This is a genomic window from Sciscionella marina DSM 45152, from assembly GCF_000379465.1.
In the GTDB taxonomy this organism is placed as follows: Bacteria; Actinomycetota; Actinomycetes; order Mycobacteriales; family Pseudonocardiaceae; genus Sciscionella; species Sciscionella marina.
This window is the reverse complement of record NZ_KB905386.1, coordinates 1-23,515: the sequence shown is the minus strand read 5'-3', so window position 1 is coordinate 23,515 and position 23,515 is coordinate 1. Positions and strand designations below refer to the sequence as shown.

The 23,515-nt window shown below is 65.0% G+C and carries 20 protein-coding genes, 1 tRNA gene and 1 pseudogene; 14 read left to right on the top strand and 8 right to left on the bottom strand.

All coding sequences use genetic code 11. The features are described from left to right. Nucleotides 1-11: 11 nt before the first annotated feature. The gene (locus tag A37U_RS48305) at nt 12-1,610 is read right to left on the bottom strand and encodes a hypothetical protein (protein ID WP_157182814.1); all 1,599 of its coding nucleotides are present in this window, start codon (nt 1,608-1,610) and stop codon (nt 12-14) included. A gap of 549 nt (nt 1,611-2,159) precedes the next feature. Here A37U_RS48305 and A37U_RS43585 point away from each other — a divergent pair. The 4 genes from A37U_RS43585 to A37U_RS0113525 all read left to right on the top strand — a co-directional run bounded on the left by A37U_RS43585 (nt 2,160) and on the right by A37U_RS0113525 (nt 6,246). Further along, nucleotides 2,160-3,242, top strand: coding sequence for an exonuclease domain-containing protein (locus tag A37U_RS43585; protein WP_020497182.1), 1,083 nt, complete (start codon nt 2,160-2,162; stop codon nt 3,240-3,242). Between the two features lie 5 nt (nt 3,243-3,247). Then, nucleotides 3,248-4,267, top strand: coding sequence for a hypothetical protein (locus A37U_RS48300; protein ID WP_157182813.1), 1,020 nt, complete (start codon nt 3,248-3,250; stop codon nt 4,265-4,267). 725 nt (nt 4,268-4,992) lie between these two features. Continuing rightward, nucleotides 4,993-5,062, top strand: a tRNA-Lys gene (locus A37U_RS51485). A gap of 581 nt (nt 5,063-5,643) precedes the next feature. Continuing rightward, nucleotides 5,644-6,246, top strand: a complete 603-nt coding sequence (locus tag A37U_RS0113525; RefSeq protein ID WP_020497179.1) for a hypothetical protein — start codon at nt 5,644-5,646, stop codon at nt 6,244-6,246. On the opposite strand, the gene A37U_RS43575 is transcribed toward A37U_RS0113525, so the two are convergent. Beyond that, entirely contained in the window at nt 6,232-6,693 is a 462-nt protein-coding gene (locus A37U_RS43575) for a MerR family transcriptional regulator (protein WP_020497178.1), read from the bottom strand. The two genes, A37U_RS0113525 and A37U_RS43575, sit on opposite strands and share 15 nt — an antisense overlap. A 53-nt stretch (nt 6,694-6,746) precedes the next feature. Here A37U_RS43575 and A37U_RS43570 point away from each other — a divergent pair, with 53 nt between their 5' ends. The 4 genes and pseudogenes from A37U_RS43570 (at nt 6,747) to add (ending at nt 11,504) form a co-directional block, all read left to right on the top strand. Then, a complete protein-coding gene (locus tag A37U_RS43570) occupies nt 6,747-8,003 on the top strand; it encodes a multidrug effflux MFS transporter (protein WP_063712788.1) in 1,257 nt (418 codons plus the stop codon). Beyond that, a pseudogene (locus tag A37U_RS43565) lies at nt 8,000-8,915 on the top strand (IS481 family transposase); the annotation flags it as partial. The gene A37U_RS43570 and the pseudogene A37U_RS43565, both read left to right, overlap by 4 nt. A 220-nt stretch (nt 8,916-9,135) precedes the next feature. Next, nucleotides 9,136-10,203, top strand: coding sequence for an IS110 family RNA-guided transposase (locus A37U_RS49650; RefSeq protein ID WP_083933473.1), 1,068 nt, complete (start codon nt 9,136-9,138; stop codon nt 10,201-10,203). Between the two features lie 248 nt (nt 10,204-10,451). Continuing rightward, nucleotides 10,452-11,504: an adenosine deaminase gene (add, locus tag A37U_RS0113495; RefSeq protein WP_205622924.1), complete on the top strand. Its 1,053-nt coding sequence runs from the start codon at nt 10,452-10,454 to the stop codon at nt 11,502-11,504. A 189-nt stretch (nt 11,505-11,693) separates the two neighbouring features. Here the strand turns inward: add and A37U_RS0113490 are convergent, their stop codons facing one another. The 3 genes from A37U_RS0113490 to A37U_RS43555 form a co-directional block, all read right to left on the bottom strand. After that, nucleotides 11,694-12,023: a hypothetical protein gene (locus tag A37U_RS0113490; RefSeq protein ID WP_020497173.1), complete on the bottom strand. Its 330-nt coding sequence runs from the start codon at nt 12,021-12,023 to the stop codon at nt 11,694-11,696. 608 nt (nt 12,024-12,631) lie between these two features. After that, on the bottom strand, nt 12,632-13,843 hold the full coding sequence (locus A37U_RS43560; RefSeq protein ID WP_083933472.1) for a lanthionine synthetase C family protein: 1,212 nt from the start codon (nt 13,841-13,843) through the stop codon (nt 12,632-12,634). Beyond that, nucleotides 13,840-16,902, bottom strand: a complete 3,063-nt coding sequence (locus A37U_RS43555) for a lantibiotic dehydratase (protein ID WP_169526863.1) — start codon at nt 16,900-16,902, stop codon at nt 13,840-13,842. The genes A37U_RS43560 and A37U_RS43555 overlap by 4 nt, the downstream gene beginning before the upstream one ends. 172 nt (nt 16,903-17,074) lie before the next feature. Here A37U_RS43555 and A37U_RS51480 point away from each other — a divergent pair, with 172 nt between their 5' ends. Together A37U_RS51480 and A37U_RS48295 are read left to right on the top strand one after the other, a co-directional pair. Beyond that, nucleotides 17,075-17,251: a hypothetical protein gene (locus tag A37U_RS51480; protein ID WP_020497170.1), complete on the top strand. Its 177-nt coding sequence runs from the start codon at nt 17,075-17,077 to the stop codon at nt 17,249-17,251. 177 nt (nt 17,252-17,428) lie between these two features. Beyond that, nucleotides 17,429-18,160 (top strand): GNAT family N-acetyltransferase, encoded by a 732-nt coding sequence (locus A37U_RS48295; RefSeq protein ID WP_020497169.1) that lies wholly within the window; start codon nt 17,429-17,431, stop codon nt 18,158-18,160. A gap of 536 nt (nt 18,161-18,696) precedes the next feature. Here the strand turns inward: A37U_RS48295 and A37U_RS49645 are convergent. Beyond that, on the bottom strand, nt 18,697-19,332 hold the full coding sequence (locus A37U_RS49645; protein WP_083933470.1) for a site-specific integrase: 636 nt from the start codon (nt 19,330-19,332) through the stop codon (nt 18,697-18,699). 586 nt (nt 19,333-19,918) lie between these two features. On the opposite strand from A37U_RS49645, the gene A37U_RS52890 reads away from it, so the two are divergent. The 4 genes from A37U_RS52890 (at nt 19,919) to A37U_RS0113440 (ending at nt 21,989) form a co-directional block, all read left to right on the top strand. Next, nucleotides 19,919-20,152: a plasmid pRiA4b ORF-3 family protein gene (locus A37U_RS52890; RefSeq protein WP_205622923.1), complete on the top strand. Its 234-nt coding sequence runs from the start codon at nt 19,919-19,921 to the stop codon at nt 20,150-20,152. Nucleotides 20,153-20,499: 347 nt separating this feature from the next. Further along, a complete protein-coding gene (locus A37U_RS48290; RefSeq protein ID WP_020497165.1) occupies nt 20,500-20,868 on the top strand; it encodes a VOC family protein in 369 nt (122 codons plus the stop codon). Further along, nucleotides 20,868-21,350, top strand: coding sequence for a GNAT family N-acetyltransferase (locus A37U_RS0113445; RefSeq protein WP_020497164.1), 483 nt, complete (start codon nt 20,868-20,870; stop codon nt 21,348-21,350). Before A37U_RS48290 ends, A37U_RS0113445 begins: the two co-directional genes overlap by 1 nt. A 54-nt stretch (nt 21,351-21,404) precedes the next feature. Further along, complete coding sequence (locus A37U_RS0113440; RefSeq protein WP_020497163.1) at nt 21,405-21,989, top strand: P-loop nucleotide/nucleoside kinase family protein; 585 nt, start codon at nt 21,405-21,407, stop codon at nt 21,987-21,989. A gap of 157 nt (nt 21,990-22,146) precedes the next feature. On the opposite strand, the gene A37U_RS51475 is transcribed toward A37U_RS0113440, so the two are convergent. Continuing rightward, a complete protein-coding gene (locus A37U_RS51475; RefSeq protein WP_169526861.1) occupies nt 22,147-22,383 on the bottom strand; it encodes a hypothetical protein in 237 nt (78 codons plus the stop codon). A gap of 325 nt (nt 22,384-22,708) precedes the next feature. Continuing rightward, nucleotides 22,709-23,515, bottom strand: an 807-nt coding sequence (locus A37U_RS48285) for a phosphotransferase (RefSeq protein ID WP_020497161.1), incomplete at its 5' end; no start/stop codon positions are given.

The window sequence follows — 23,515 nt, the reverse complement described above, 5'->3', positions numbered from 1 at the left end:
CACCGTCCTGGCTAAAAAAGGTTGCCCTGTTCGATGCCTTCCCTGCCAGGCAACGGCGGGATGGTGCGCAAGTAGGTGTCGATCGTCTGGGCGAGTAGCCCGGGTCGATACTCATCGAGCCGGTCCCGTGCGTGTCGTTCGTCCAAGCTCGGCTCGGGTGGAGCCAGCTGATGAGCGTCCAACACCTGTGGCGTGGGGCGCAGCTCCTCGTACGCTTGGCGCGTCCAGCCGTGCCCGCGCTGTATCGTTGCGGCAGTGCCTGGCGTCATCAACGCGTAGTGCGGCAGATATCCTTTGACCGGGTTGATGACCAGGTTGTGCAGCGTCATCTCCCGGCTGGGGAAGGTCACTCCGTTGTCGCGCAGGTCCGCTACCAGCCCCACGGTCTTCGATGCGGACGCCAACGCATGCAGACATGCCGGGCTGCCGAACCGGCCGTTGGCCATCGGCATCACCCGTTCTGCGGTATACGGTGACGGGCGACCTACCGGCGCGAACTCCGACAACGCGAGTACGGCCTGCTTATAGCTGGTGGACCGCTCCAAGGCCTTCAACTCGCGGTGAACGCCCCGTGCTCCACCGAACACCTCGCCGGCGATCATGTGTGTTAGCCAATGTCCGAGAAACTGATCGGTCATCGACTCTGCCGGATACCGCGCCAGCATGGCGGCGAATACATCAATCATCGACGGGAATGGCAGCAGGTCCTGATGCACAATGCCCAGCCGCTCCAGATAATCCAACGACCTGGTAACGCTCTCGACAACTTGTAAGGTGATCTCCTCTACTAGTTGTGCGTCAGTGTTGCGTGCCCGCGCTCCTCGCAATTCTGATGGGAGAAAATGCTGGTACAGCCGGTTCACCGAACGCGGGTTCACCACCTTACCCATATTGCGGACCGTTGCCTGCCGGAGAAGCGGATTGACAAAATCTCGCTGAAGTGGACGGAACCGAGAGGTCAGCAATGAGATGTGGAATTGCTCCGACTTGAGCGCCGTATGTGTTACTTTTTCGTTGCGCCGGAGAAAACAACGTTCAGCCTGCTCTTCGGTACCGGTTATCCATTCAACACGAACCTCGAAGTTGTTGATCTGACTGGCAGTGTCGGCCAACTGCTGCACGAGACCTTTACGCTGCTCGATTCCGGCGCGCTCCAGTAGATCCTCAATCGGGGCACCAGCCAGCAACGCGCCCAGCGGGATGTCGCCTTGTACATTCCAACTCGTGGGGCGGAACCGAACCCCACCGTGATGGGTTATACCAACACTGACGGCCAAGTTCGGACCATTCATCGCAGACCACTCATCTTCAGGAATATACGGTGGCCGCTGACCGATCGACGCTACCAAAGCCGTTGAACGTTGATTGCCATCGATCAGGAAGTACTCAGCGTCAGTAGCCTGAAGATAGCGGCCACCCTGCGGCCGGTTCTGCTGGTCGGGTACCCAGAACAGCAGGGATCCCCAAGGACAGTCCTCGATGGTTGATTCGATCAACTGTGCCACCCAACCCGCATGGCGCTGGAACACGCGCTGGCACTCTAAGACATCGACACGCCCGCTCATCAACAATTCAACGAGTTCACCGATCTTGTACGTATGTTGACTCATGGTCGAACCTCCAGTGCTGAGCTTGTAAAACTGGACGTCCAAGAACCTAAAGTGGCCCACCGACAGACCGACGATGCTGCGCGGTATTCTCGTCACAGCTTGTGAAAGTTTCGCCAATCAATCAGGCGAAACGTTAACATTGATGTTTCTGTGAGTTACGTGCACTGGACCATCGCGGCAGCGAGGTATCGTGCGGGAAGTGTGTCACTCGAATGGGTGTAACCGAAGGTGTACGGTCAAACTCTGACTTTCGATGGCTCAAGCCCATGTTTCTTAGGCGTCGCCTGCTAGAGCTGCTGTTCGTCTCAGCGGTCGTCTAGCTGGCCTCGCAGGGCTGCGACATCGGCTTGACTTGGACCTCGACCCGAGGTCCTGTTCGTGCCATCCCGTGTCGGTTTGGATCGCCAATGATTGGAGGCGCAGTGTGATCGGCACACTGCGCTCAACGGCACCGTCGCCAGGTAGCTGAAGCGACCATTCGGGCGATGTCGATCAAGCGCCACGCGCGCGCGGCCCGAAACTGTCGGCGCCCGGAGTTACCGTGCGCGTATGACTCAACTCGCTGCATTATGGAGTGATGGTCCGATCGTCGCGCTTGACCTGGAGACCACCGACGTCGACCCGCACCGGGACCGTATCGTCACCGCGTCCGTCGTTACGGTCGCCCCGCAGCCGGGGCAATCGCCGGCTGTGCACAGCTACACCTGGCTTACCGATCCAGGAGTTGAGATACCAGCGGACGCGACCGCCATCCACGGCATCACCACCGAGCAGGCACAGCGCGATGGCCGCCCAACCGCCGAGGTCATCGCGGAGATAACCGCCTACCTGGCTGAGGTATGGACCCTGACTAGCCCGCTGTGCGCGTTCAATGCCCCCTTCGACCTGACCATGCTCGACGCCGAACTCCGGCGCCACCACCAACGCAGCCTTGCGTTGAGCGGCCCGGTGATCGACCCTCTGTGCATCGACCGCCACCTCGATCCCCGCCGCACCGGTCGCCGCACTCTCCGCGACGTGTGTGTCCACTACGGAGTACGCCTCGACCAAGCCCACGACGGCACCGAAGACGCGCTCGCCGCAGCTCGGCTAGCCTGGCGGCTAGCGACGAGTCGCCCCACCCAGATCGGCCTGGTCGCACCGCGCGAACTCCATGGACAGCAGTCCCGCTGGTTCCGCGCGCACCAGACAGACTTCGCGGACAAGCTCGACTGGCGTGCCCGCAAGCTCGTCAACGAGGGAGCCAACGCGACCGAGGTCGCACGGCTGCGTGACCATGCTACCGACACTCGCGCGGCAGCGAAAACCTGGCCGTTGCTGCCCGAACGAACCGTGGCAGCACAGCCAACGCGTCGTCGTCTCCCACCTCGCCCCGGCGGACCCCGCCTGTCCCACGCGAGCTGGACCCGTGAAGACGAAGCAGCCCTCCACGATCAGTGGCTCAGCGCCAGCACCACAACCGACGCAGAAGCGTTACGTGTCGAACTCGCGGAACACCACGGCCGCTCGCCCGGCGCGATCCGTTCCCGCCTACTCAAACTCCGCTGTGATCCCGAAATGCCCGGACACACCTGCGACGAACGACGCGCCGCCGAACTCAAACAACGCTACGACGCAGAATACGGGCGGTGAAACCGATGACCAATGAGATCGACATCCGCCTGACTGGCGGGTGGCCCGCATTAACCGAGGCCCTGAAACTGAAGGATTGCCCGCTCAAGTCATGGTTGGTTGAGCGCTTCCCGTCCACGAACACGAAGGCCGTGTTCCAGGCGTACAAGAACTCCGTAGGCCCGATCCGGGTTCCTGCCAGCGCGGAACCTGCCGGTGGTGGCAGCGGAGCAATCGGTGGCAGCTTCGATTACCTGGTGCGCTTCCTCGTGGACCCGCACCCGGACATTGAGCTGCCCGCGGCCGGGGCACGCCGGTTCGGCGGTCGAATGCCAACAGCCGTGGCTGAACTCGCGGCACGCGTTGGTGCTCAGCCACCGCCTCTCGGCGAGTCGACGAGTGACACCGCCGCGACCCGATTTGACGGACCCTGTGTTCCCGAGCCCCGCGATACCGAACTGCTGGCGCGTAGCTGCTGGGCGCTATCCCTGCTCACCGAACTGTATCGGGGCGTGCCACCAGAGCGTTCGCCACTGGCCGTCGCGGTGAATCCCCACACCGTTGACGCCGAGGCGCTGCTCGCTCTTGCCTCGGCCGCCGCGTTAGACCAACTCGCCGCCCTACGAGAGCAAGCCGAGACGATATTGCTGCCTGCGCTCGCTTCCAAACGCGGCCCCTGGGCTGTCGGACCGGTATTTTCCGGTTCCGCTCTGATGAACGCCGACGCTGATCTCATCGCCGCCGGAACCTTGGTAGAGATCAAGACCTTACTCGGCAGCAAACGTCAGGACGGCACCCGTTACGCGACCCTGGACGCCCAAGTGCTATTCCAAATGCTCGGCTACGTGCTCCTGGATTTCGACGACGAATTCGGCATCCACGAGCTGAAGCTGTTCAACGCGCGCTATGGGCACCTCGCCACCTGGCCAATCCAAGAGCTGCTGGACATACTCGCTGGCCGTCCCATAGAGCTGGCCTCATTGCGCGCTGAATTCAAGCAGTTCCTCCGGACCGGAGGCCAGCAAGCAATCCGGGCGCGCGCGTAGCCAACGACCTAGCCAGACCGCGTGCGGGCCAGACCGCCACTCACAGCGGTGTGGCCTGGCCCCAGGCAACGCCGCCACAGTGGTCGTGAACGAGCAGCACAGCATGGACATTGAGTAAACCAACAGCCGTTTCGGTGTCGTGGATGAGCTGTTACTCGGGCGACCCACTGGCCTTTCGCAGAGATATCAACTCTGACGTGTGATCGAGCGCTTCCGTCGTACTCGCGTCCTGTTCCTCTTTCGGTAACCGGACCAAGGCAAGCTTCGACTTGCACTGCTCGCGTAGGGCGTCGCGGTCAAACCAGCGCAGCGGATGACAGGGGTCAGTCGGGTTGTAGAATCCCTCGACGACCACTTTCCATGACCTGGATGCGTTGTTGTTGGACAGGTCGTGCTGGCCCCAAGCGAGTGCGGTGTTGATACTGCCGGCAACAGCGCTGCCTTCGCGGCTACGGCCATATCGATCCTGGAAGGTGGTGTTCGTGGAGACCTGTCCGACGGAGATACTGACGTCCTACCGATGAGCCAGCCTTCCATGCGGATAGGTGCTACAGATTCGCTACAGGCGTCGCTGTCACAACGGTATCTGTCCACTTAGGACTAAAGTGCGGGGGCACCGGGCTCCATCTGGGCTCGTGTGTCGAAGAACTGCCGGCACAGGTTGGCGCCACGGGAACGGGATCTACCGTATGAGCTGCACAAACCGGCATGGGTCGGCACTCGGCGGCGCTACCTGAAAGGTGGAGCTGCGGACTTTTAATCCGTAGGTTCTGGGTTCGAGCCCCAGGCGGCCCACTCGCAAACACCGGGTTTGACCTGGTTTTTCTCTGGTTTGATGATCATCTTTGCTGGTGTGAATGGCGCTGTGGTGCTCCGTGGGTGCTCAATTTTCACTGGTGTGCTGGCGCTGGTCCGGAGTGGACAGTGGTCGGCGTAGGTGAACGGCGTTGACTGGCCTGCCTTTCTGGTTATCGACAGTGACTTCGTGGTGGTGAATGCTTGTCGGGGCTAGTTACGGACGGTATGCCTCGTTGTGTCGTCGTGGCCCGGGCTTGCACTTTCGGAGCGTGGGTCTGTCGGCGGTGTGTGCGGGACTGTCGGTGCGTCGATTGATGGGGCAGGGGTGCGTTATCGCTGGTTGATGGGCTTGCGCTTTCCTGGCAGGGAGTTGCTGCGGACAGGTTTCCAACGAGTTCACGGTAGTTTCGGTGCTGGTTGCCTTGGAACGATGCCGTCGCATGGTCGGGTGTTGCCGGGTCGGGGTCGTCTGTAATTCCGGGAACTGTCAGGGCTGGGATGCACAATCGGCGCCGCAGGACAACATCGGTCGTTGGGAGATGGCGTGCTGTGCCTATCAGTAAGAGGTTCGTCGTGATATGGCGCGGGCCGAGGGCTTCATGGTTGTGACCACGGTCTGCATCGTGTTGGTATCTGGAGGGCTGTGGCATCTGGGTACCGTCTTGACGGGCGAGGGGACTCTGCTTGCGTGGCTGGCGGCGGGACTGGTCGGTGCGCATGGGGCGTTGATGATTGCCTGGGGGAGCACCTTCGTGTTCCGGGTACAGCGCGCGAAGCTCCGCGTAGCGCTCCGGGACAATCGTCGTGATTTGTTCTTCGGGATACCTATTGCCGGGTTGGGGTGGGCAGGTCTGCTCAAGGACTACGTCCACGGCTGGTACTTCGTGGGCAGTGCGCTGCTGTTTGTCGTGGCGGGTGCTGCTGCCTGGTATCTGTACGTGTTGCCGATTCCGGCTATCGTGAACCGGTTTTACGACGACTTCTTCGCCAGCCGTATCACCCCGGAGCGCCGTGCTGCGCGTCGCCAGTACATGCGGCACCAGTTCGGGATCGGTCATGACAAGACTACCAAGGTAGGGCGGCGGGCTCGTCGTCAAGCGAGGCGTTCCGAACGTGCCGCTATGCGGCGTCGAATCTCGAAATACAAGACGTCTAATCGTTGCGGGTCAGGAGGTTGTTGACGCGTCCTCTTGGTTCGGTTGCGGCTGGAGTTCGATGCGGCCTTGAGTGGAAGCTGGTAGGTCTTGCCCGTCGCGGACTCGTCGCAGGTTCCGGCGATAGGCGTCGATCTTGAGGTCGATGAGTTCCAAGTTGCTCTTGAGCTGGTTGATCGAGTCGATGACCTTGCCACGGTGCGCGGTGAGCAGCTTGAGACGTTCGTGTTCGGTCTCGGTGCCCTCACGTAGTAGGGCCGCGTAGCGGCTGAGGCTCTCTATCGGCATCCCTGTCTCACGCAGTCTGCGACAGACGATGAGCCATTCGATGTCGTTTTCGGTGTAGCAGCGTCGCCCAGTCGGGCTTCGTTGAGGCTCGTCGACGAGCACACCCTCTGATTCGTAGTAGCGCAGGGTGTGGATGCCCAGTCCGGTCTCGCGGGCGGCTTCGCCGATGGAATACGTGGCAGGCATTCAGCCCCATCTCCTTGATCTAGAGTTGACTCTAGATTCTAGCGTCCGGGTGCATGGATGCTTCGCGACCAGTCTCCACCGGTGGATGGCGCGCTCGTGGTGGCCGCCTGCGGCTTGCAGCGCTGTTGGGCGCGCTGAGTGCGGCTCCGTCGCTGGCCATCGACATGTATATTCCGGCTTTACCGAACCTTGCGGCCGATCTGCGCGCCTCGCCGGGCCAGGCACAGCTAAGCCTGACCGGATTCCTCGTGGGCCTCGCGCTGGGTCAACTGGTCGCAGGACCAGTCAGCGACATGTTGGGACGGCGCAAACCGATTCTGGTCGGTATCTCCGCCTTCGCCGTTGGATGTGCACTGTGCGCCGCCGCTATTAATGCGCCCATGCTCGTCATCGTGCGCGTTGTGGCCGGTCTCGTGGCGTCTGCGGGGTTGGTCATCGCGCGTGCCGTCGTTACCGATCGATATCAAGGACCGGACGCCGACCGCTTCTTCGCCGCGCTGCTGGCGATCGCTGGCTTGGCACCATCATTGGCGCCTCTCGCCGGTGGCGTGTTGCTGCAAGTGATCGATTGGCGCGGTGTTTTCGCCGTGATCACTGTCCTTGCCGTAGCCATCGGAGTCGGCTCGTTCGTGTGGCTCCCGGAATCCCTGCCCCGCGAACGGCGCAGGACCAGCTCGGAGCAAGGAACGCGGGCTTCGACACGGTCCCTTCTCACCAACCGGGACTTCGTGAGATTCGCCGCCGCAGTGGGACTAAGTTTTGCGTCCTTGTTTGCAGTGATCTCTGGAGCTCCCTTCTTCCTAGAACAGACATATGGTCTGACGGCACTACAAACCAGTATCGTGCTGGCGATCAACGGCCTCGGCATCGTTCTCGCGGGGCAAGTCAGCACTCGATTGGTCACCCGAACCGGGCCGTGGAAGCTGGTGTTGGCCGGGTTCGCCGTCTCGGGTTCGGGCGGGATCATTCTCCTCACCGTCCACGTGATGCATGCCGGTCTGTGGGCGGCGTTGATCGGGCTGTTCCTGGCGATGTCTCCGGTCGGGCTGGTGCTGCCGAACGCGACGAGCCTCGCTATGGCGACCCGACCAGCGCGAGAGCGAGCCGGCACAGCCTCGGCTGTGATCGGCGTCGCCCAATTCGCATTCGGCGGGATCGCAGCACCACTTGCCAGTGCCGGCGGCGCCACGGCACTTCCGATCGCCACAATGGCCCTCGTCTCCGTGGTCGCTGGTATCGGACTAACAACGAGCCGAATCGCTGCGCAACACGACGGTAGGCTCAACGACGACGCGGGGAACCAGGCATGACGCACGCCAACGCGCCACTGTCAGTTGAAGGGCGTCGCCGGCTTGTGCAACGTTGCCGGACTCGGCCGATCGCTCACGTCGCCGCGGAGATGAGCATCTCCCGTGCTTGCGCGTCGAAGTGGGTCAATCGGTGGCGACGACACGGCGACGCGGGGCTCACTGATCGTTCCTCGACACCCCACCGGAGCCCGCAGGCGGCACCAGCATGGATCATTGAGCAGATCGAGGTCTGGCGACGCGAGCACAAGTGGCCCGCGCAACGCATCACGGACGAACTCGCCGACCTGGGCCACAAGTTCAACCGCCGCACCGTGACTCGGCACCTGAATCGACTCGGTCTCGGACGGCGTCGGTTCATCGACCCAGGCGGGGACAACAACCGCAAGCCCGGCAAAATCACCGCCCGCTGGCCTGGGCACATTATGCACCTAGACGTGAAGAAGGTCGGCCGGATCCCGGACGGAGGCGGATGGCGAGTCCATGGCCGCGACAGCGACCAGGCCAGGGCCACAGGCCGCGCCAAATCAGCCGGAGCAAGACGCGGCTACATCTATCTGCATTCCGCTGTTGATGGTTTCTCCCGGCTCTCCTACACCGAATCCCTCAACGACGAGAAAGGACCAACGGCCGCCGCGTTCCTGGCCTGCGCGAAGGCCTGGTTCGCCGCCCACGGCATCGCCCACATCCACCGCATCGTCACCGACAACGGCGCGTGTTACCGCTCTAACGACTTCGCACGGATAGTCGGGCAACCAGACGCGGCATCAGACGACTCGGCCGTACACCCCACGCCACAACGGGAAAGTTGAGCGCTACCAACGCATTCTGGCCGAGGAACTGCTCTACGCCCGCGAGTTCTCCAGCGAAACCGCCCGCACCGCCGCGATCGCCGTATGGAACATCCACTACAACTGACGTGGTCATTTGACGTTGGGTCCTGGCGCTGCAGGCTTGGGGCCAAGGGACCACGGTCGGATCGCTCGACTACAACTTGCCGCCGCGTGGCTGGCTCACTGGTAGCTTGTGTCCGCCGTGGTCCCGCCGCGCGGAGTGGCCCAAGAGAGGTCTGCTGTGCTGGACGTCAGTCTGCCCTCCGCGCTCCCACTGAACATGTAGCGAGAGGGAAGTGCATATGGACCACGATGTCGTCATCGGAATCGATCCGCACAAGACCAGTTGGTACGCGGCGGTCGTTGACGGCCGTCACCGACTGCTTAGCGAACTCCGTGTGTCCGCGAGTCGTGTCGGTTACCGAGAACTACGGCGCCTTGCCCGCCGCTGGCCAAATATCCGTTGGGCTATCGAGGGCAGTAGCGGCCTCGGCCGCCCGCTGACGCAACGCTTAGCCGACGACGACATCGCTGTTATCGACGTGCCATCGAAGCTAAGCAGTCGGGTCCGCGAACTGGCCACCGGACATGGCCGCAAGACCGACCAAGTCGATGCCCGCTCAGTCGCTGTTGCCGCCCTCAACGGCAGCGACCGTCTCCATCAGTCCGACGAGCAGGCCGAGACCTTGCGGTTGCTCAGCGAACATCGTGACGAATTGGTCCGACGTCGCACCCAGGTCGTCAATCGGCTCCATGTGCTGCTCTCACATCTCATCGATGGTGGGGCGCCGACCTGGCTCACCGCTGACCGCGCCGCTGCGCTGCTTGGTCGGGTTCGGCGCGCCTGCGGGGCCCGAGCCACCCGGCGCACGCTCGCGGTCGACCTGGTCGCCGAAGTCCGCCACCTGAACAAAAAGATCAGCACCGCCGAAGTCCGCGTGTCGAATGCTCTTGATCAACTTGAACCATCGCTGCTGCAACTCCCCGGAGCTGGGCCGGTCCTGACCGCCCGCATCATCGGCCGGGCCGGATCCCTCGCACGTTTTCCCAGCGCGGACCACTTCGCCTCCTACTGCGGCACCGCGCCCATCGAAGTGTCCTCTGGCGACGTAACCCGACATCGCCTCTCCCGCGCCGGTGACCGTCAACTCAACCACGCGTTACACCTCATCGCGTTGAGCCAAATTCGCTGCCACGAACCAGCCCGCGCCTATTACCAGCGGAAACGAGAATCCGGCAAAGGACACCGAGAAGCCCTACGATGCCTCAAACGACGACTTGCCACCGTGATCTACCGCCACCTCGAAGCTGATCAATCGGACAAAATTCCAGCAACCAATTGGCAGAGAGGGACTGACGCTAACAACTAGCAAGATCGAGATGTAATGTTGACCGATCACTTGTAACGTTGGCACACAGCTCGGCGAACGGTTGCTCGTACTGGTCTGTGGCGGTTAACTTGCCGCTGGTGAGTTGCAAGTCGCGGGTGTTTCCGCTTTTCGGCGCCGATCCCGTGCGCCGCGATGCCGCTCCATGTATCTGACCAGAGTCGGCAAGGTGACCTGTGTCCAGTGTTCGGACTTCGTGTCCGGTCTTGTTGCTACGTGGGAGTGCTTCCTTGCAACCGAATTACTCGACGCGATTGTCCCAAGACGCGAACGATCACCCGCGGCGCGACGCGCCGTTGCAACGACGGCGATCGCTGGTCGAGCTGCCCAAGGCGCACCTGCATGTGCACCTGACCGGCATGATGCGGCCACACACGCTGGCCGAGCTGGCCTCGCGTCACGACGTGGCCGTACCGGCGCCGGTGGAGGACTACCCCAACTTCGATGAGTTCGTCCGTGCTTACCGCGCGGCCCGATCTGTGCTACACACCACCGAGGAGCTGGCCCGGTTGGTCGAAGAAATGGTCGAAGATGCTGCCGAGGACGGGGCAGTGTGGATCGAACCCTCTCTGTCGCTACGTGGCTACCGACCGATCACCGGGGGTGATCAGGACACGCTGCAGGTGGTGCTCGATGCGGCGCGGCAGGCCAGCGAGCGATTCGGCACCGGTGTCGGGGTGATCGTTGCCGCCGAGCGGGGCGACGACCCGGTCGAGGCCGAACGGGCCGCCGTCGTGGCCGGCGAGTACGCCGACCGCGGCGTGGTCGGGTTCGGCCTGGGCGGCGACGAGCGCCACCCGCCCAGTGGGTTCGCCCGCGCCTTCGCCTTTGCCCGCGAATCCGGGCTGCTATCCGTGCCGCATGCCGGCGAGCTCGACGGCCCCCAGTCGATCCGGGCCACCCTCGAACAGCTGAGCCCGCACCGGATCTTGCACGGCGTCCGCGCCGCCGAAGATTCCCAACTCGTGGAGCAGCTCCACGAACAGCAGGTGTGTCTGGACGTGTGCCCGAGCTCCAACCGCGCGCTGGGTGTCACGCCTGACCTGGCAGCCCACCCCCTGCCTACCCTGGTGCGAGCCGGAGTGGCCTGCAGCATCAACACCGACGCAACCCTGCCCTTTCGCACCACTCTGGCCCGCGAGTACGAACTCTGCCGCGCCCAGCTCGGCTTGACCGACCACGAACTCGCTGACGTCGCACGCGCATCCCTCCGCGCCAGCGCCGCACCCGCGCAATTAGCGTCCACCGCCATACACGCCATCGACACATGGATCAGCCGCTGACACCAATCCAGTGCCAGTTGCCGAACCGATTCCGTACGGTGGTGGCCGGTTGAGGATTCGCTAGTGCTGTGACCGCATAGGTTCGCCGGGGCGGTGATGTCTGACCAGCACCACCAGCCCGCGCTGAGCTGCCTGCCTCAGCGCGTCGCCACGCGGTGAAACTGCTGGCAGCATGTGCCCCCTCGCGCGTCATGGCGACGCGTTACACGTCACTCCGGAAGTCTTGTCGATCAAGCCGGGGTCATTGCCGTTGATACCGACACTGACCTGGCCTTGGCCGGGGGGCATTGGAATGCTCTGCGGTTGGTTGGGCGGAAAATTCCCGGATGGGCCGCCGGCGACTTCGTACATCCCCGGCTGGCTCCCATAGACGGTGACATTGAGCGTCACGCCACGGGAGCTGCCGCAGTCCCAGAAGTAGGTCTGCTGGTCAAGCGCGCTCGCTTGCCCCTGCACGACTCCAGCCACGGCTACGGTCAGCACCAACGTGACGAAGCCCCGGCGCATGAAGGTCTTCACGGCGCACCGTCACAGTAAACCCGGGTGCCGGGCCCAAATCCGCCGTCATTACTCGTGAATATCGCGGCGTTGCCGCTCGAGCCGCCATCAAACCGCTCGGAGATACTCCCGCTTCGAGTCTCTTCTCGCGACGGCCCGTTGTCGGGGTTGACTATGACCCGAATGTTTTGGCCAAAGGCTTCTACGAGGATGCCACCACTGCGTGAGGAACCGCAGTCCCAGAAATAGGGGTTCCCCGGTCCGATGATCTCTGCGTGTGCTGTCCCGGCCAGTGGCACGGCCAGAACGCACGAGGCAAAGACCGCGAACGCGCCACCTGTCAGGTGCCTCATGTCCTCAACCTCCCCAAATGTCAACATCGCACTGCTGCATCGTGGCAGCCGAAATGCACATGACGCAACAGGCATGGTGTGGAACAGTAGCCGCGGTAAGGAAGTCGGCAAGAGCCGCCAACGCTCACATCATGGCAGGTCAGCGACGCAGCAATGGGCAGGCACGGCCACCTATTCGGTACACGATCGTGGCCGGGAAGCAGGCGTGACCAACAGCGGGAGTGTCAGCCGTGCTGACGGCGCGCTTGCCGAATCGGCCGGGTCTATCGCATGACCTCATCCGATCAGCAGCACACCGTCCCATCCGCTGCTCGGCGCAGTGCCGGTGCCGTGGGTGTGTAGGGCGAGTGCCGCTCCTGTGGTGCCGGTCAACAGTCCGGGATCCTCGTTCCCGTCATCGGCGAGTGTGGCGGCGGTGTGCTCGGCGAGCCGGTCCGCCAGGGCGGTGAGTCCGCAGGCGGGGTCGTCGGCTTGCATCCGCACGGCCAGCTGCAGCAAGCCTGCCGTGCCATGGCAGACTCCGGTCTCGGTTTCCGGTTCCGGCAGATCATGCACTGCCTGTCTGGCCAGCGCGAGCCAGTCCGGCCGGCCCGCGGCCAGCCCGGCGAGCTGTACGGCGCGGGCCACGCCGGGGGCGCCGTAGCACCAGGCGGGCCGGGGACGCGGCAGCGCAACGGGGCGGTCGGTGTAGTCGGCGATCGCCAACGCGGCGGGCCAGTACCGGCCGCGTTCGTCGGTGTCCGACCAGGTGCGGAGGAACTCGACGATGGTTTCGACGGTCTCGATGTGTCTGTCCACACGCACCCCGTTCCGCCACGCTACGGCCAGCAGCGCCAGCGGACCGGGGATGCCGTGTGCCATGCCGAGGTTGGCGTGTCCGGCCCCTGGTGGCGCGCTTGGGTCGGGCGCGCAGGCCACCCACCAGCCGGGCAGGCGGCGGTCGGTTACCGGCCGCACCAGCAACCGGTAGTAATCGAGGATCTCCCGCAGCAGCGCTTCTGCCTGCGCGCTCGCCGGACACCTGCACAGCAGGTACCTGCCTAGCCCGGCCAGCCCGGCGAGCAGGTCGAAGCGGGTGCTGTCCGGCGCCACCGTCCCGCTGGCCAGCCGCTTGCGCTCTTCGTCGAGCAGGGCACCGACGATACCGAAGATCGCGGCGTCCAGCCCGGCGAGCAGCGTGGCGTACTCACCGTCGCGGTGCGCGGCGGCGCACGCGGCGAAGGCCAGTGCCGGGACGCCCGCGGACAGGGTGTGCCTGCCGGTGCCGGACAATGCGGCGTTCGCGGCGGCGAGGTAGCGGTGGGCGACCGGACGCAGGCCCGGGTCGGCGTGCCCGAGTTCGGCGTAGAACAACGCAAGCCCAATCTGACTGTCCAGCGTCGGCCACCGGGCACCATCCGGACCCTGCGGGCAGGTGGTGGCCGGATCGGCTAGCCGCTCGGCGGTGGCGGCGAGCACCGCGCCGAGCCGCACGGACCGGGTACTCATTCGCGGCCTGCTCTGACGCGGCCGCGGTGGGCCGCGATCACCCTGCTGGCCACGGCGTTGGCCCGCTGTTCACTCGCACGGTCGATCCCGATCAGCCGGTTGTGGTGCATGTGCAGCATGCCATCGACCGCGCTGCGGTGCCTTCCGTCTTCCCCCACCGCGTGTAGGGCCGCGGCGTAGTCGCGTACGGCGGGAGCACGGTCCGCGAGGGCGGCGTGGACGGTAGGCAGGGGTGTGCCGGGCAACGCGCCAGCGGTATCGGAGAGCCGGCGCGCCAGCTCGGTGGCCTGCCGGACATGCCGGTGCATGCCGTCGTAGTGCCAGACGGCGCTGCCTCGGTACCAGTCGGCCCAGCCCGGATCGAGCAACCGGAGCAGGTCGACGAAGTTCACTGCGGCGAGCACTTCCGGTGGCAGGGGTTCGGCCGGGTCGTGCAGCAACGGCAACTGGGCCAGCGCCGCGGCACTGTCGGCGCAGAAAACGCGCTCGGCGGCGGCCAGCACGGCAGCGCCGCCGTACCGATCCTGTTCCGGTTCATAGGTGTCGATGGTGAGCCTGCGCAGCAGCCCGCAGGCGCGCAGATCCGTGGCCCACGCGTGCAGTCGCGGGAGCAGCCGCTGGTTGAGCAGCTCCGGCGGGCCGTGGAAACGCACCCGCACATGCGGATCGGGATCGGCGTAGCGAATGAAGAACCAACGAAGCTGCCCATCCAGGTCCAGTAGCCGCGGCAGGTGCTGGATGAGCAGCTCGTGGTGGCGCTGTGGCCTGCTGTAGAGCTTCGCGAACAGCCACTCGCCGCCGGGCGCGACGGCTACCCGCGTGGCCGCGGGCCTGGTCGCGGAACGAGTTTCTGCTCTGGCACGGCGGCGAACTCGCAGTGGCACCACGATCTCGTTGGCATGCCCGTGCAGCCAGCCGAGTTCGGACTCCTCCCGGTGGGCGGTCTCCACGAAGACCAGGTCGGGTTTGCGGCGCAGTTCATCGCGCAACAGCCGCCGGTGCAGCGGCATGCCGAGGTTCAGCTCGACACCGTGATCAAAGTCCCGAACCTGCACCAGATCCGGGACGCTGAGCTGCTTCTGCCACTGTGCCACCGCGGCGTCCCACTGCAGGTCATCGAAGCCAGTCCCGTCCCGCGCGGCCTCGACGAGCCTGGGCGCCGGTCGCCAGCGTGCGGGCGCAAGCACCGTGCGGCCATGGCGTACCCGGGGCAGGTAGGGCAGGCAGTCCACGCCGCCCCAGCGCCACGGCGAGAGGGTGCGCGTGCCGTATCCGCCGAGTTCGCGCACGAGGCGGGCAGCGTTCGGGGCGTGCTTGTCGGTGTCGAGCATCTGCGGGCAGGTGACGGTGATCAGCCGACCGTCGCGCAGCGAGGTCAGGAACAGCCCATCGTGGTCGGCGGCGATCCCGATGTCCTCGATGCCGAGCACGTCCGGGCGGTCGCGGTCGTCGAAGGTCCCGATCGCCAGGGTGTGGTCCACCGCGCGAGCCACCCGCATGATGTTGACATGCCGGGCAGCCGTCGGTTCGAAGCTGAGCTGACCGTGCAGCCGCGCGTCGCCGGCGAAGGGCTGCACCGCGGCAGGGTCGCCGCCCTCGACAAGATAGCCGAACCGGCCGAACAGCGCGCCCGTCCCGTTGGCCATCGCCGAGGCGCAGACCAACCGGAAATCGCCCCGCTCGACCGACGCTACCGACGGAGCGAGAAGCTGGAAGGTCAGCTCTGCCGTGGCCGGTGCGGGGGCTGGATCCCCAGGCGCTGCGAGCGCGGCGATCGTGGCCTCGTCCAGCACGATCTCGTCGGAACCAGACAGCAGCGCCTGTTGCACCAGCTGCCCGCAGATCCGGTCCCGCCGCCGGTCGTCCTCGGTGCCGGGCGCAGTGAACCGGCTGGCCGGCGGTTGCTGGTAGCCGGCTGGCGGGCCGATGCCCCGCTCCGGGTCCAGCGCGTCCTTGACCGGGACGCTGGCGCCGATCCCGTAGGCGTCGACGAACGCGTAGTACCACTGGGTGAGGTGCCCCGCCGCACCCTCCGGCGGGGACAGCCGCAGCAACGTCGCGGCGACCGACTCGGCCTCGGCCGCCACCGCCTGCGGCAGCCGCAATCGCGCGTCGGCACGCAGATCGACTTGGATCGGTGTGGTGCCGGCCGGGTGCAGTTCCCGTGCCGCGGAGGTTGCCGCATCCCATGCTGGCCGGCCCGCACCAAGCGATGCCCTGGCGTAGCTCTCGAAGAGGGCGGCGATCCGTTGCAGCTGCGCGGTTTCCGGTGCCGGGGTTCGGTGCAGTACCGCAAGCACCCTGCGCATCGGGTCGGGCGCGGTGAGCGTCGCGGACAGCTCGGTCTGCAGCAGCCCGGCATCGACCAGTCCCGCTACCAGGGCCACCGCTCGTTCCCTCTCCGTACCAGGGAATGCTTCGGCGAGCTGGTCGAGCAGCGCGGCACAACCGATCGGGGTGCGCGCAGCCGCCATCACCAACCACACCGGCGCAGTGGCCCGCACGGACTGTTCCTGCGCCGACTCGGCACCGAGACCACGACGTGCGACATAGGGCAGCACGAGTCGCCCAGCCCGCTCGAACACCAGGTCGTTGGCGCACACTCGCAGGCACCGCAACACCTCGGGGCGCCGCTGCAGCTGGGCTACCACCGCGGCGAGCCACTCGCCATCCGGGCGAACGCCCTTGCCGTGCGCCGTCCCGATCTCCGCCTCGCCCCGCTCGGCGAACTCCCCGACCGCGACTCCGGCGAGCACCCCGAACGGCGTCGGGCGCCCGCTCATCCGCAGCAAATACCGACACGCGGCGTACGCGGCACGGCGCAGCTGCGCGGTACTCAGCTCGATGCCCGAGTCCATCCTGCGCAACACGGTGGCCAGCGACTCGCTGGAGACCTCAAGCGCCTCCCGGACCACCGGATCAGCGACCACCGCGCGCAACAGCCACGCGTCGTCAACCGGCTCTCGGTCCCGATACGGCAGCGTACCGCTGCCGTACGGCAGTACCGGTGTCCGCAAGTAGACCACCCCCAATGCGGAATACCGTTCTTCCGTACCCACACAAATCCCCTCGCGACCCTCAGGCACCACCCCGGCGCTCCTGCGCAATACCGAACCACCGTTGTCAAGAGCAGACTAAATCGACCTGATAGCGAATCCGGGTGACTCGTGTCATGATGGCGATGCCATCGCGATCGGCACGACCAGCACACCTGCGATGAGAGTTGGGAATATGCAAAACACACTCGCCACCCGGAACCGGGACGAACACGACATGTTCGACCTCGAGCTGAAGGTCGTCCCGGCGGACGTGCAGCAGGCCGAGGCATCCAATGCGGATCCTTCGTTCAGCAGCTGCCCGGAATGCAGCAACCCGAGCTGGAAGTGCACCCCGCCGTTCCGTCGCTGACCACACAGAAAGCACCGAGACGAATCACCAAGAACCCTGGGGATGCTCGAAGCGTGCACAGCGGACAGCCGCTGAACACCACGATACGGGCGAAAAGCCCACATGACCGGTCCGCGCCGGACCGAATTCGCGGGAAGGACTCGGCCACCGGCAGCCACGCCTGGGAAGCCACGCGGAATGCATATCGGAGACTCCAGCACACACTCCACCGGCCGGGGTCTCATTGACGGCTGGGTAACCGGACTCGCGACCCGGATACGCCAGGCCCGGCCCGCAGATCTCCCCGCGCTCGCCGGGATCCTGGCATTGGCCGGGGTCCCGCTGCTCAGTGGTGTCCGCCACGCCGTCGAAGACGGCAGCGCCGCAACCGCGCTGCACGCCGGACTCGACGATAGTCCGCAAGCCTTCATCGCGGCCGCCGCCCCCGCGACCGGCGACCTTGACCGGGCCATCACCGAGGTCGCTCCGGCGGTAAGCCTTGTGCTCGTCGCAGAACACGATCGGCACGGCATAGTCGCAGGGCTAATGGCGGCACCACCAGTATATCTACTGGCGCATCTGCGCACCGACGCCGATGCCTCACGAGATCACGAACAACTGCGCACCTTACTGCTGCGCTGCACAAAAATCCAGGCAATGGCGGTCACCGAACCCGCCCGCGGGCACCGCCTCGGCGCCGCACTATTACACCGCTGCTGCGCGGTATACCGACGCTGTGGACACCGGCTCGTCTACGGCCAGACACCACCGAACCGGGATCCTGCCGAATATTACCGCCAAGAGGGATTCGACGTACTCGAACCGGGCGAACCACTCGACCTGGAACCCGCCTGCGGCCTCCACACCCAGCTCACACCAGCAGCCACCGAACGGATCTGCATCTTCCTGCAATCACCGCCGGGACTGTGAAGCGAAAACGAAGGTGAGTGGGCGGGCTTTGGGCGCGGTGTTCAGTGGTTACCGGCGGACCGGCACCACGCCATCGGATGTCGCCATGGGCCTGGTGAGGCGGGCTGCTTCTGGAGTGGTGAGCAGGGCGACGATGGTGACCGGAGCGCCGCAGTGTGGGCAGTCGCGTTGCGCGGTCGGTCTCGGCCGTGCGTCTGCTGAGGTGAGCACCGCCGGCGCTGCCGCCGGCTGATGATCGCGGGCGCCGCGTTCGCAGCGCGAAGCGGCGGCGCTCTTGCAGCGCGGGAGCAGTGGCGCCGGTTGACGGGAGTGTCAAGAAAACGGCAACGGCGCCTCTGGCCTGTGATGCTGGTAAGCGCTCGTGATCGACCGACCTGAATGCCTCGTTCGGGCGGAGGACGGTGTCACTGCTTGTGATCGTCACCGGGTGCGTAGCGGCTCCAGGTGCCGCCGGTCTCGGCGCGGAGCCAGGTGGTGTGCGTGTCGTGGTAGCCGAGCATGCTTGCGATAACCGGAGCTGGTGCCTGTAGCACGAGCTAGCGGAGCGCGGAGGTCCGGCCGGGCTGGACAGCGACCCCGTAGTGGCGCAGGAGCTCGCCGAGTGGTTGTGACCGCATGGGTTGACCTGCGCGACGGCCGGGGAACAACCAGGGTGTGTCTGCGTTGGGGCCCTGAAACGCCATGCGTTGGGCGCGGAGCTCGCGCAGCAGGCCGGCCAGGGGCTCGGGAACGGGTGTGGGCGGATCACCGATCCGCAGCAGGATGGTGGCCTCCTCGAGGATGAGGTCGTCGGTTCTGAGCAGCGCGATCCGGCTGACTGGTTGGGCGTAGAGCAACACGAGCAGGCCGACGACCCGTTCCCGCAGGGGGATCTCGCGACTCTCGACGAGCTTACGGATCACTTCTTCCTTGCGGGGTGTCAGATAGAGCTGTGTTGTCGTGAGCTGCGCGTGCCCGAGGACGAGCTGGACGTCCGTCAGCGGCAGCGACGGGTCCTCGGCCATGCGGTAGGCGGCGGTGTGTCGCAAAGCATGCAGGGTTGCCGCCGTGCCCGCCTGGTCGTTGACACGCTCGAACATGCGGTGCGCAGCGTGGTAGGTCAACGGCCGGACCGGTTTCCGCAGTGTCCACCACAACGGCAGTCGTCGGCCGCGTGGGATGACACCTTCCATCTCCGCTTGGTAGAGCCGTAGCCACACGAACGCGTCGGGGGATGCGGGGAATAGTTGCTGACAACCACCACAGCATGCAGTAGTATGTCCGAAAACTGATCCGTGAACCGGTCGTATAACTGCTTTTCAATAATTACTGTGTAGATATTTGAAGCTCTAGAACTTGATATTTCTAATAGCAAAGTAGAACTTCCAGATTCTTCTGATGACATTACCATGAATGCCGTAACGCAGTCGTTAAGTCATTTTTCTGACGCATAGAGACGAGCGTCTGACAGGTGCTTTTAGGACGTATTGTCCTTCAGCTCTTAGTCAAGGGCCTCCAGTCTGATTACCACATAATCGGGATTTCTACGTCAGCCTGCTGGGGTTCACAGTCGCTTTCGACAGCGACTGGTTCGTCAACCTCACCTCCGGATGTCAGTGGACAGTTCAGATTCCCCAAGGACGGCCAGTCGAATTCCCCAGTCTATGGTGACGTTCAGTAGTGTCCAGGATGCCAGAGTTTCGGCATAGTGTTAGGAGTCGGCAGGTGGCTCGCACGTGGTTATCTATCCAGGTTGAGTTGGTCTCGGGCGGAGGGCAGGTGATGTGGCCCCGACCGGGGCGGGTGTTCGCTGCCGCGCGCAGTCACTCGTTCGCGCAGCTTGCTGAAGCGGTCGACGCCGCGTTCGCCCGTTGGGATCTCGCGCATCTGCACATGTTCACCCTGGCCGAGGGCACGAACCTCTGCCGCGCGCGCGACTGGGACGGCGAACTTCCCGACGAGGCGCTGGACAGCGCAGCGACCAAGCTGAGCAGGCTCAACCTGGGCGAGTAGTTCGCCTATGTATTCGACCTCGGCGACAATTGGGCGCACCTATGCACCGTCGGTTCTGAGCGTATTGATCCGCTCAATACCGTGGGCAGCCAGCCGCAGAAACCGGTGCCTTACTGGGGCTGGGGAACGATCCCGGACCAGTACGGTCGACGCTGGGACAGTGACGACGGCGAAACCCGCGAACCCCGGCAGCCATCCAGCGAGTTCAGTGACCTGCCGCCGATCTTCCCGTGGTGGGGCCCGCAACGACGCCGGTAACCCGCCCGGCTGACAGTCACGGTTCGTAACGCTGGTGGCCGCCAGCGGGGAATCGACCTGTCCACGGTGGGGAGACGAACTGGCCGCGAGTGGGGAATTCCTACTGGCCACTGACATCCGGAGCCCTCGATCTTGAGAATGGGCACGGAACGCCGGCCGGTGATCTGGGCATCTGGCGGCGCGACCACGAGCTGATCCCCGAGCGGTTCCGTCAAGCACCAGCCGGTACGGTGCTTTCCTTCGTCGTTGATGATGTCGATGCGGTGTACGCCGAAGCGCAACGCCGGCAACTGTCGGTCGTGGCTGAGCCGCGCAATCTGTTCTATGGGCAACGGCAGCTGCTGCTCACCGACCCGAACGGGGCACTGGTGGACGTTTCGACCCCGGTGGGCATGTCCGGCGAGTTCGCCGCCACCCTCGTGCAAGATGGCCAGACCATTCGCCAGCAACATTCCTGATGGCTACCCTTCGGGATTACCAGGTAGGCGATGAACCCGCGGTCGTCGCGCTGGGGCTGCGCGCGTGGGAACCGGTCTTCGCCGCCATCGAGGAGCTGCTCGGCGACGAGTTATTCAGTCGGTTGCGGGGTGATTGGCGAGCGGGCCAGGCGCAGGCAGTGCGTAACGTGCTCGCCAATCCCGGCCAGCAGGTGTGGGTGGCCGAGCAGCCCGACGAGACGGTTATCGGTTTCGTCGCCGCACGGCTTGAGCATGCCACCGGCGTCGGTGAAATATCGATGCTCGCTGTCGCGCCCAGCGCCCAGCGCCAGGGGCTTGCAACGGCCCTGACTGACCGCGCTACCGACTGGCTGCAGCGCTCTGGCATGCGGGTGGCGATGGTCGAAACGGGCGGGGACCCTGCTCATGCTCCTGCCCGGCGGGTCTACCAGAACAGCGGCTACACCGCGCTGCCAGCTGTCCGGTTCTTCGAGCTCCTGTAGCCGACCAACACCGGACAGCTGTTCATCCGCACGGCTTGCGGTTCGGCCAGTACTGTGGCGACCCGTGCCGAACGCAAGCGGGAGGACGTGGCCGGGATGATCGGTGTCGTGGCTGTACTTATTCTGCTGGTCGGGTTGCCTGGTTCGGGCAAGACGACCATGGCGCGGCGGCTGGCCGGCGAGCGTGCCGCGTTACGGCTCAGTCCCGACGAGTGGATGCTGCCATTGTTCGGAGCCCCGGACCTCGACGGGAAGCGTGACGTGCTCGAGGGCCGGCTGATCTCCGTGGCGCTGCGGCTACTGGCGTTGGACACGAGCGTGGTGTTGGACTTCGGATGCTGGTCGCGCGACGAGCGGGCGGCGCTGCGGTGGCTGACCAACCAAGCTGGTGGCACGTTCGAGTTGGTGTATCTGCCAGTGGACCGAGCCACCCAACGACAGCGGATCGCACAGCGCCACCACGAAACGCGCTGCGCAAGCATGGTGTTGACCACGGCCGAGATCGATAGCTACGAGCAGATCTTCGATGTTCCCAACGCGAGCGAGCTGGCTGGCAACTACCCAAGTGCCCCACCACAAGGTTGGACCGATTGGCGGGCCTGGGCGATCCAGCGGTGGCCCTCGCTAACGGCAACATGACCCCAGCCGGGACCCAGAACGCCGACCTGCTGTCGCGAGGCTACTCACACCCGTATCCGCCCAATTTTCGGCGGATACTGCGGCTACCCGAAGTAGGCGGGGATCAGATGGGCCCGTCTGAAGTCGATCCTCGCTGCTGCTCCTAAATCCTCGCCCACTACGGCGAGGACGTCAGCAGCTCGTAGTAGTCACCGATGCATCCACTGGGACCCGCGTTCGGTGGACAACCGGCCACACCGGCGGGGACACCGGGGATCTCCTGGCACTGGTAGCTCAGGTTTCCGGGGCCACCCGCGGCGCCGACGGCGTTCTGACCGGCCACCTGGCAATCCTGGTAGCTGCGGTAGACCGGTGGAGGCGCGGCGCCGGCCGTTGAGGCCAGGGTGAGTGCCATTCCCGCTGTTGCTACTGCGACAGCCAATACCCGTTTGAACATGGCATCGACGCTACTAGGCTACGCAACAGTCGACGCGCTCCTGAGCGTGTCCTGAGGCGCAAGGTGGCACGTTTTCGCAGCTCAACGAGCTATGGTCGGGCGAACGGCGCACGTCGTCGCTGGCTCAGCACTCACCGTCCACGGCGCTTCCACCATGAACGATGTCTTACTTTGCACCGTGGGACACGTTCGGGAACGCCGGGCCAGGTAGACATGTCTCCGACCCTAGACACGGGTCCTGACAACCTGCGGACGTACGGCAGGATCCTCTGCGAGGTAGCGCTTAGGTCAGTGTCTGTTGGAGGTGGTCACGATGGTGGTCGAGCCATAGCAGGGAGCGGGCGATGTTGACGGTGAACCGCCCGCTGTCCCAGTGCCGCGCGGTATCAGCCCGCGGGCCGAGCGCGCCCGCAGCGACCCGGGCGGCTTGGTTGATCTGGACTCGAGCCACCTCGTCGAGCAACCGGCAGCGTTGTTGGCTGTCCAGGCCGCAGGCATCGGCAAAGATCCGCAATCGCCGAGGACGCTCGGCCAGAGCCGGTGGGGCAGCACCGTCGCCCATCAGCTCGTCATGCAACGGGGTCATGTGCCAGGCCGCATAGGCCACGTCCTCGATCGCCCGGCCCGGCCGGGCCGAGTCGAAGTCGACCAGCCCGCACAGTCGCTGGTCGCGCTCCAGCATGTTCCACGGCGCGATATCGTTGTGGATCACCGTGTCGCCGTGCAGCGGCCAGTCCTCCGGATTGCGCCACAGCGCTCCCGGCGGGGCACGGAAATCGCGCACCGCTTCGGCGAAGGTGGCGATCGCGCCGCCGACCTCGCGAAGCTGGTCGTCGCCGCGCAAGGTCGGCACCGGCACGCCAGGCAAGCGAGTCAGCACATCTCGGCCCTGCTCGTCGATACCGCGGTAGCGCGGCGAGTACGGATACCCTCGTCGCTCCAAGTGGGTCAACAGCGTCGCGACGGTATCGCTATGCGCACCGCGCTCGCGGCGCACCGTCTCGCCTACGATCCACAGCCGGTCCATCGACCCGCGGCCGACGATCTCGTGCTCCTCCATGGCCAGCATTGTGGTGCAGTCGCCGATCCG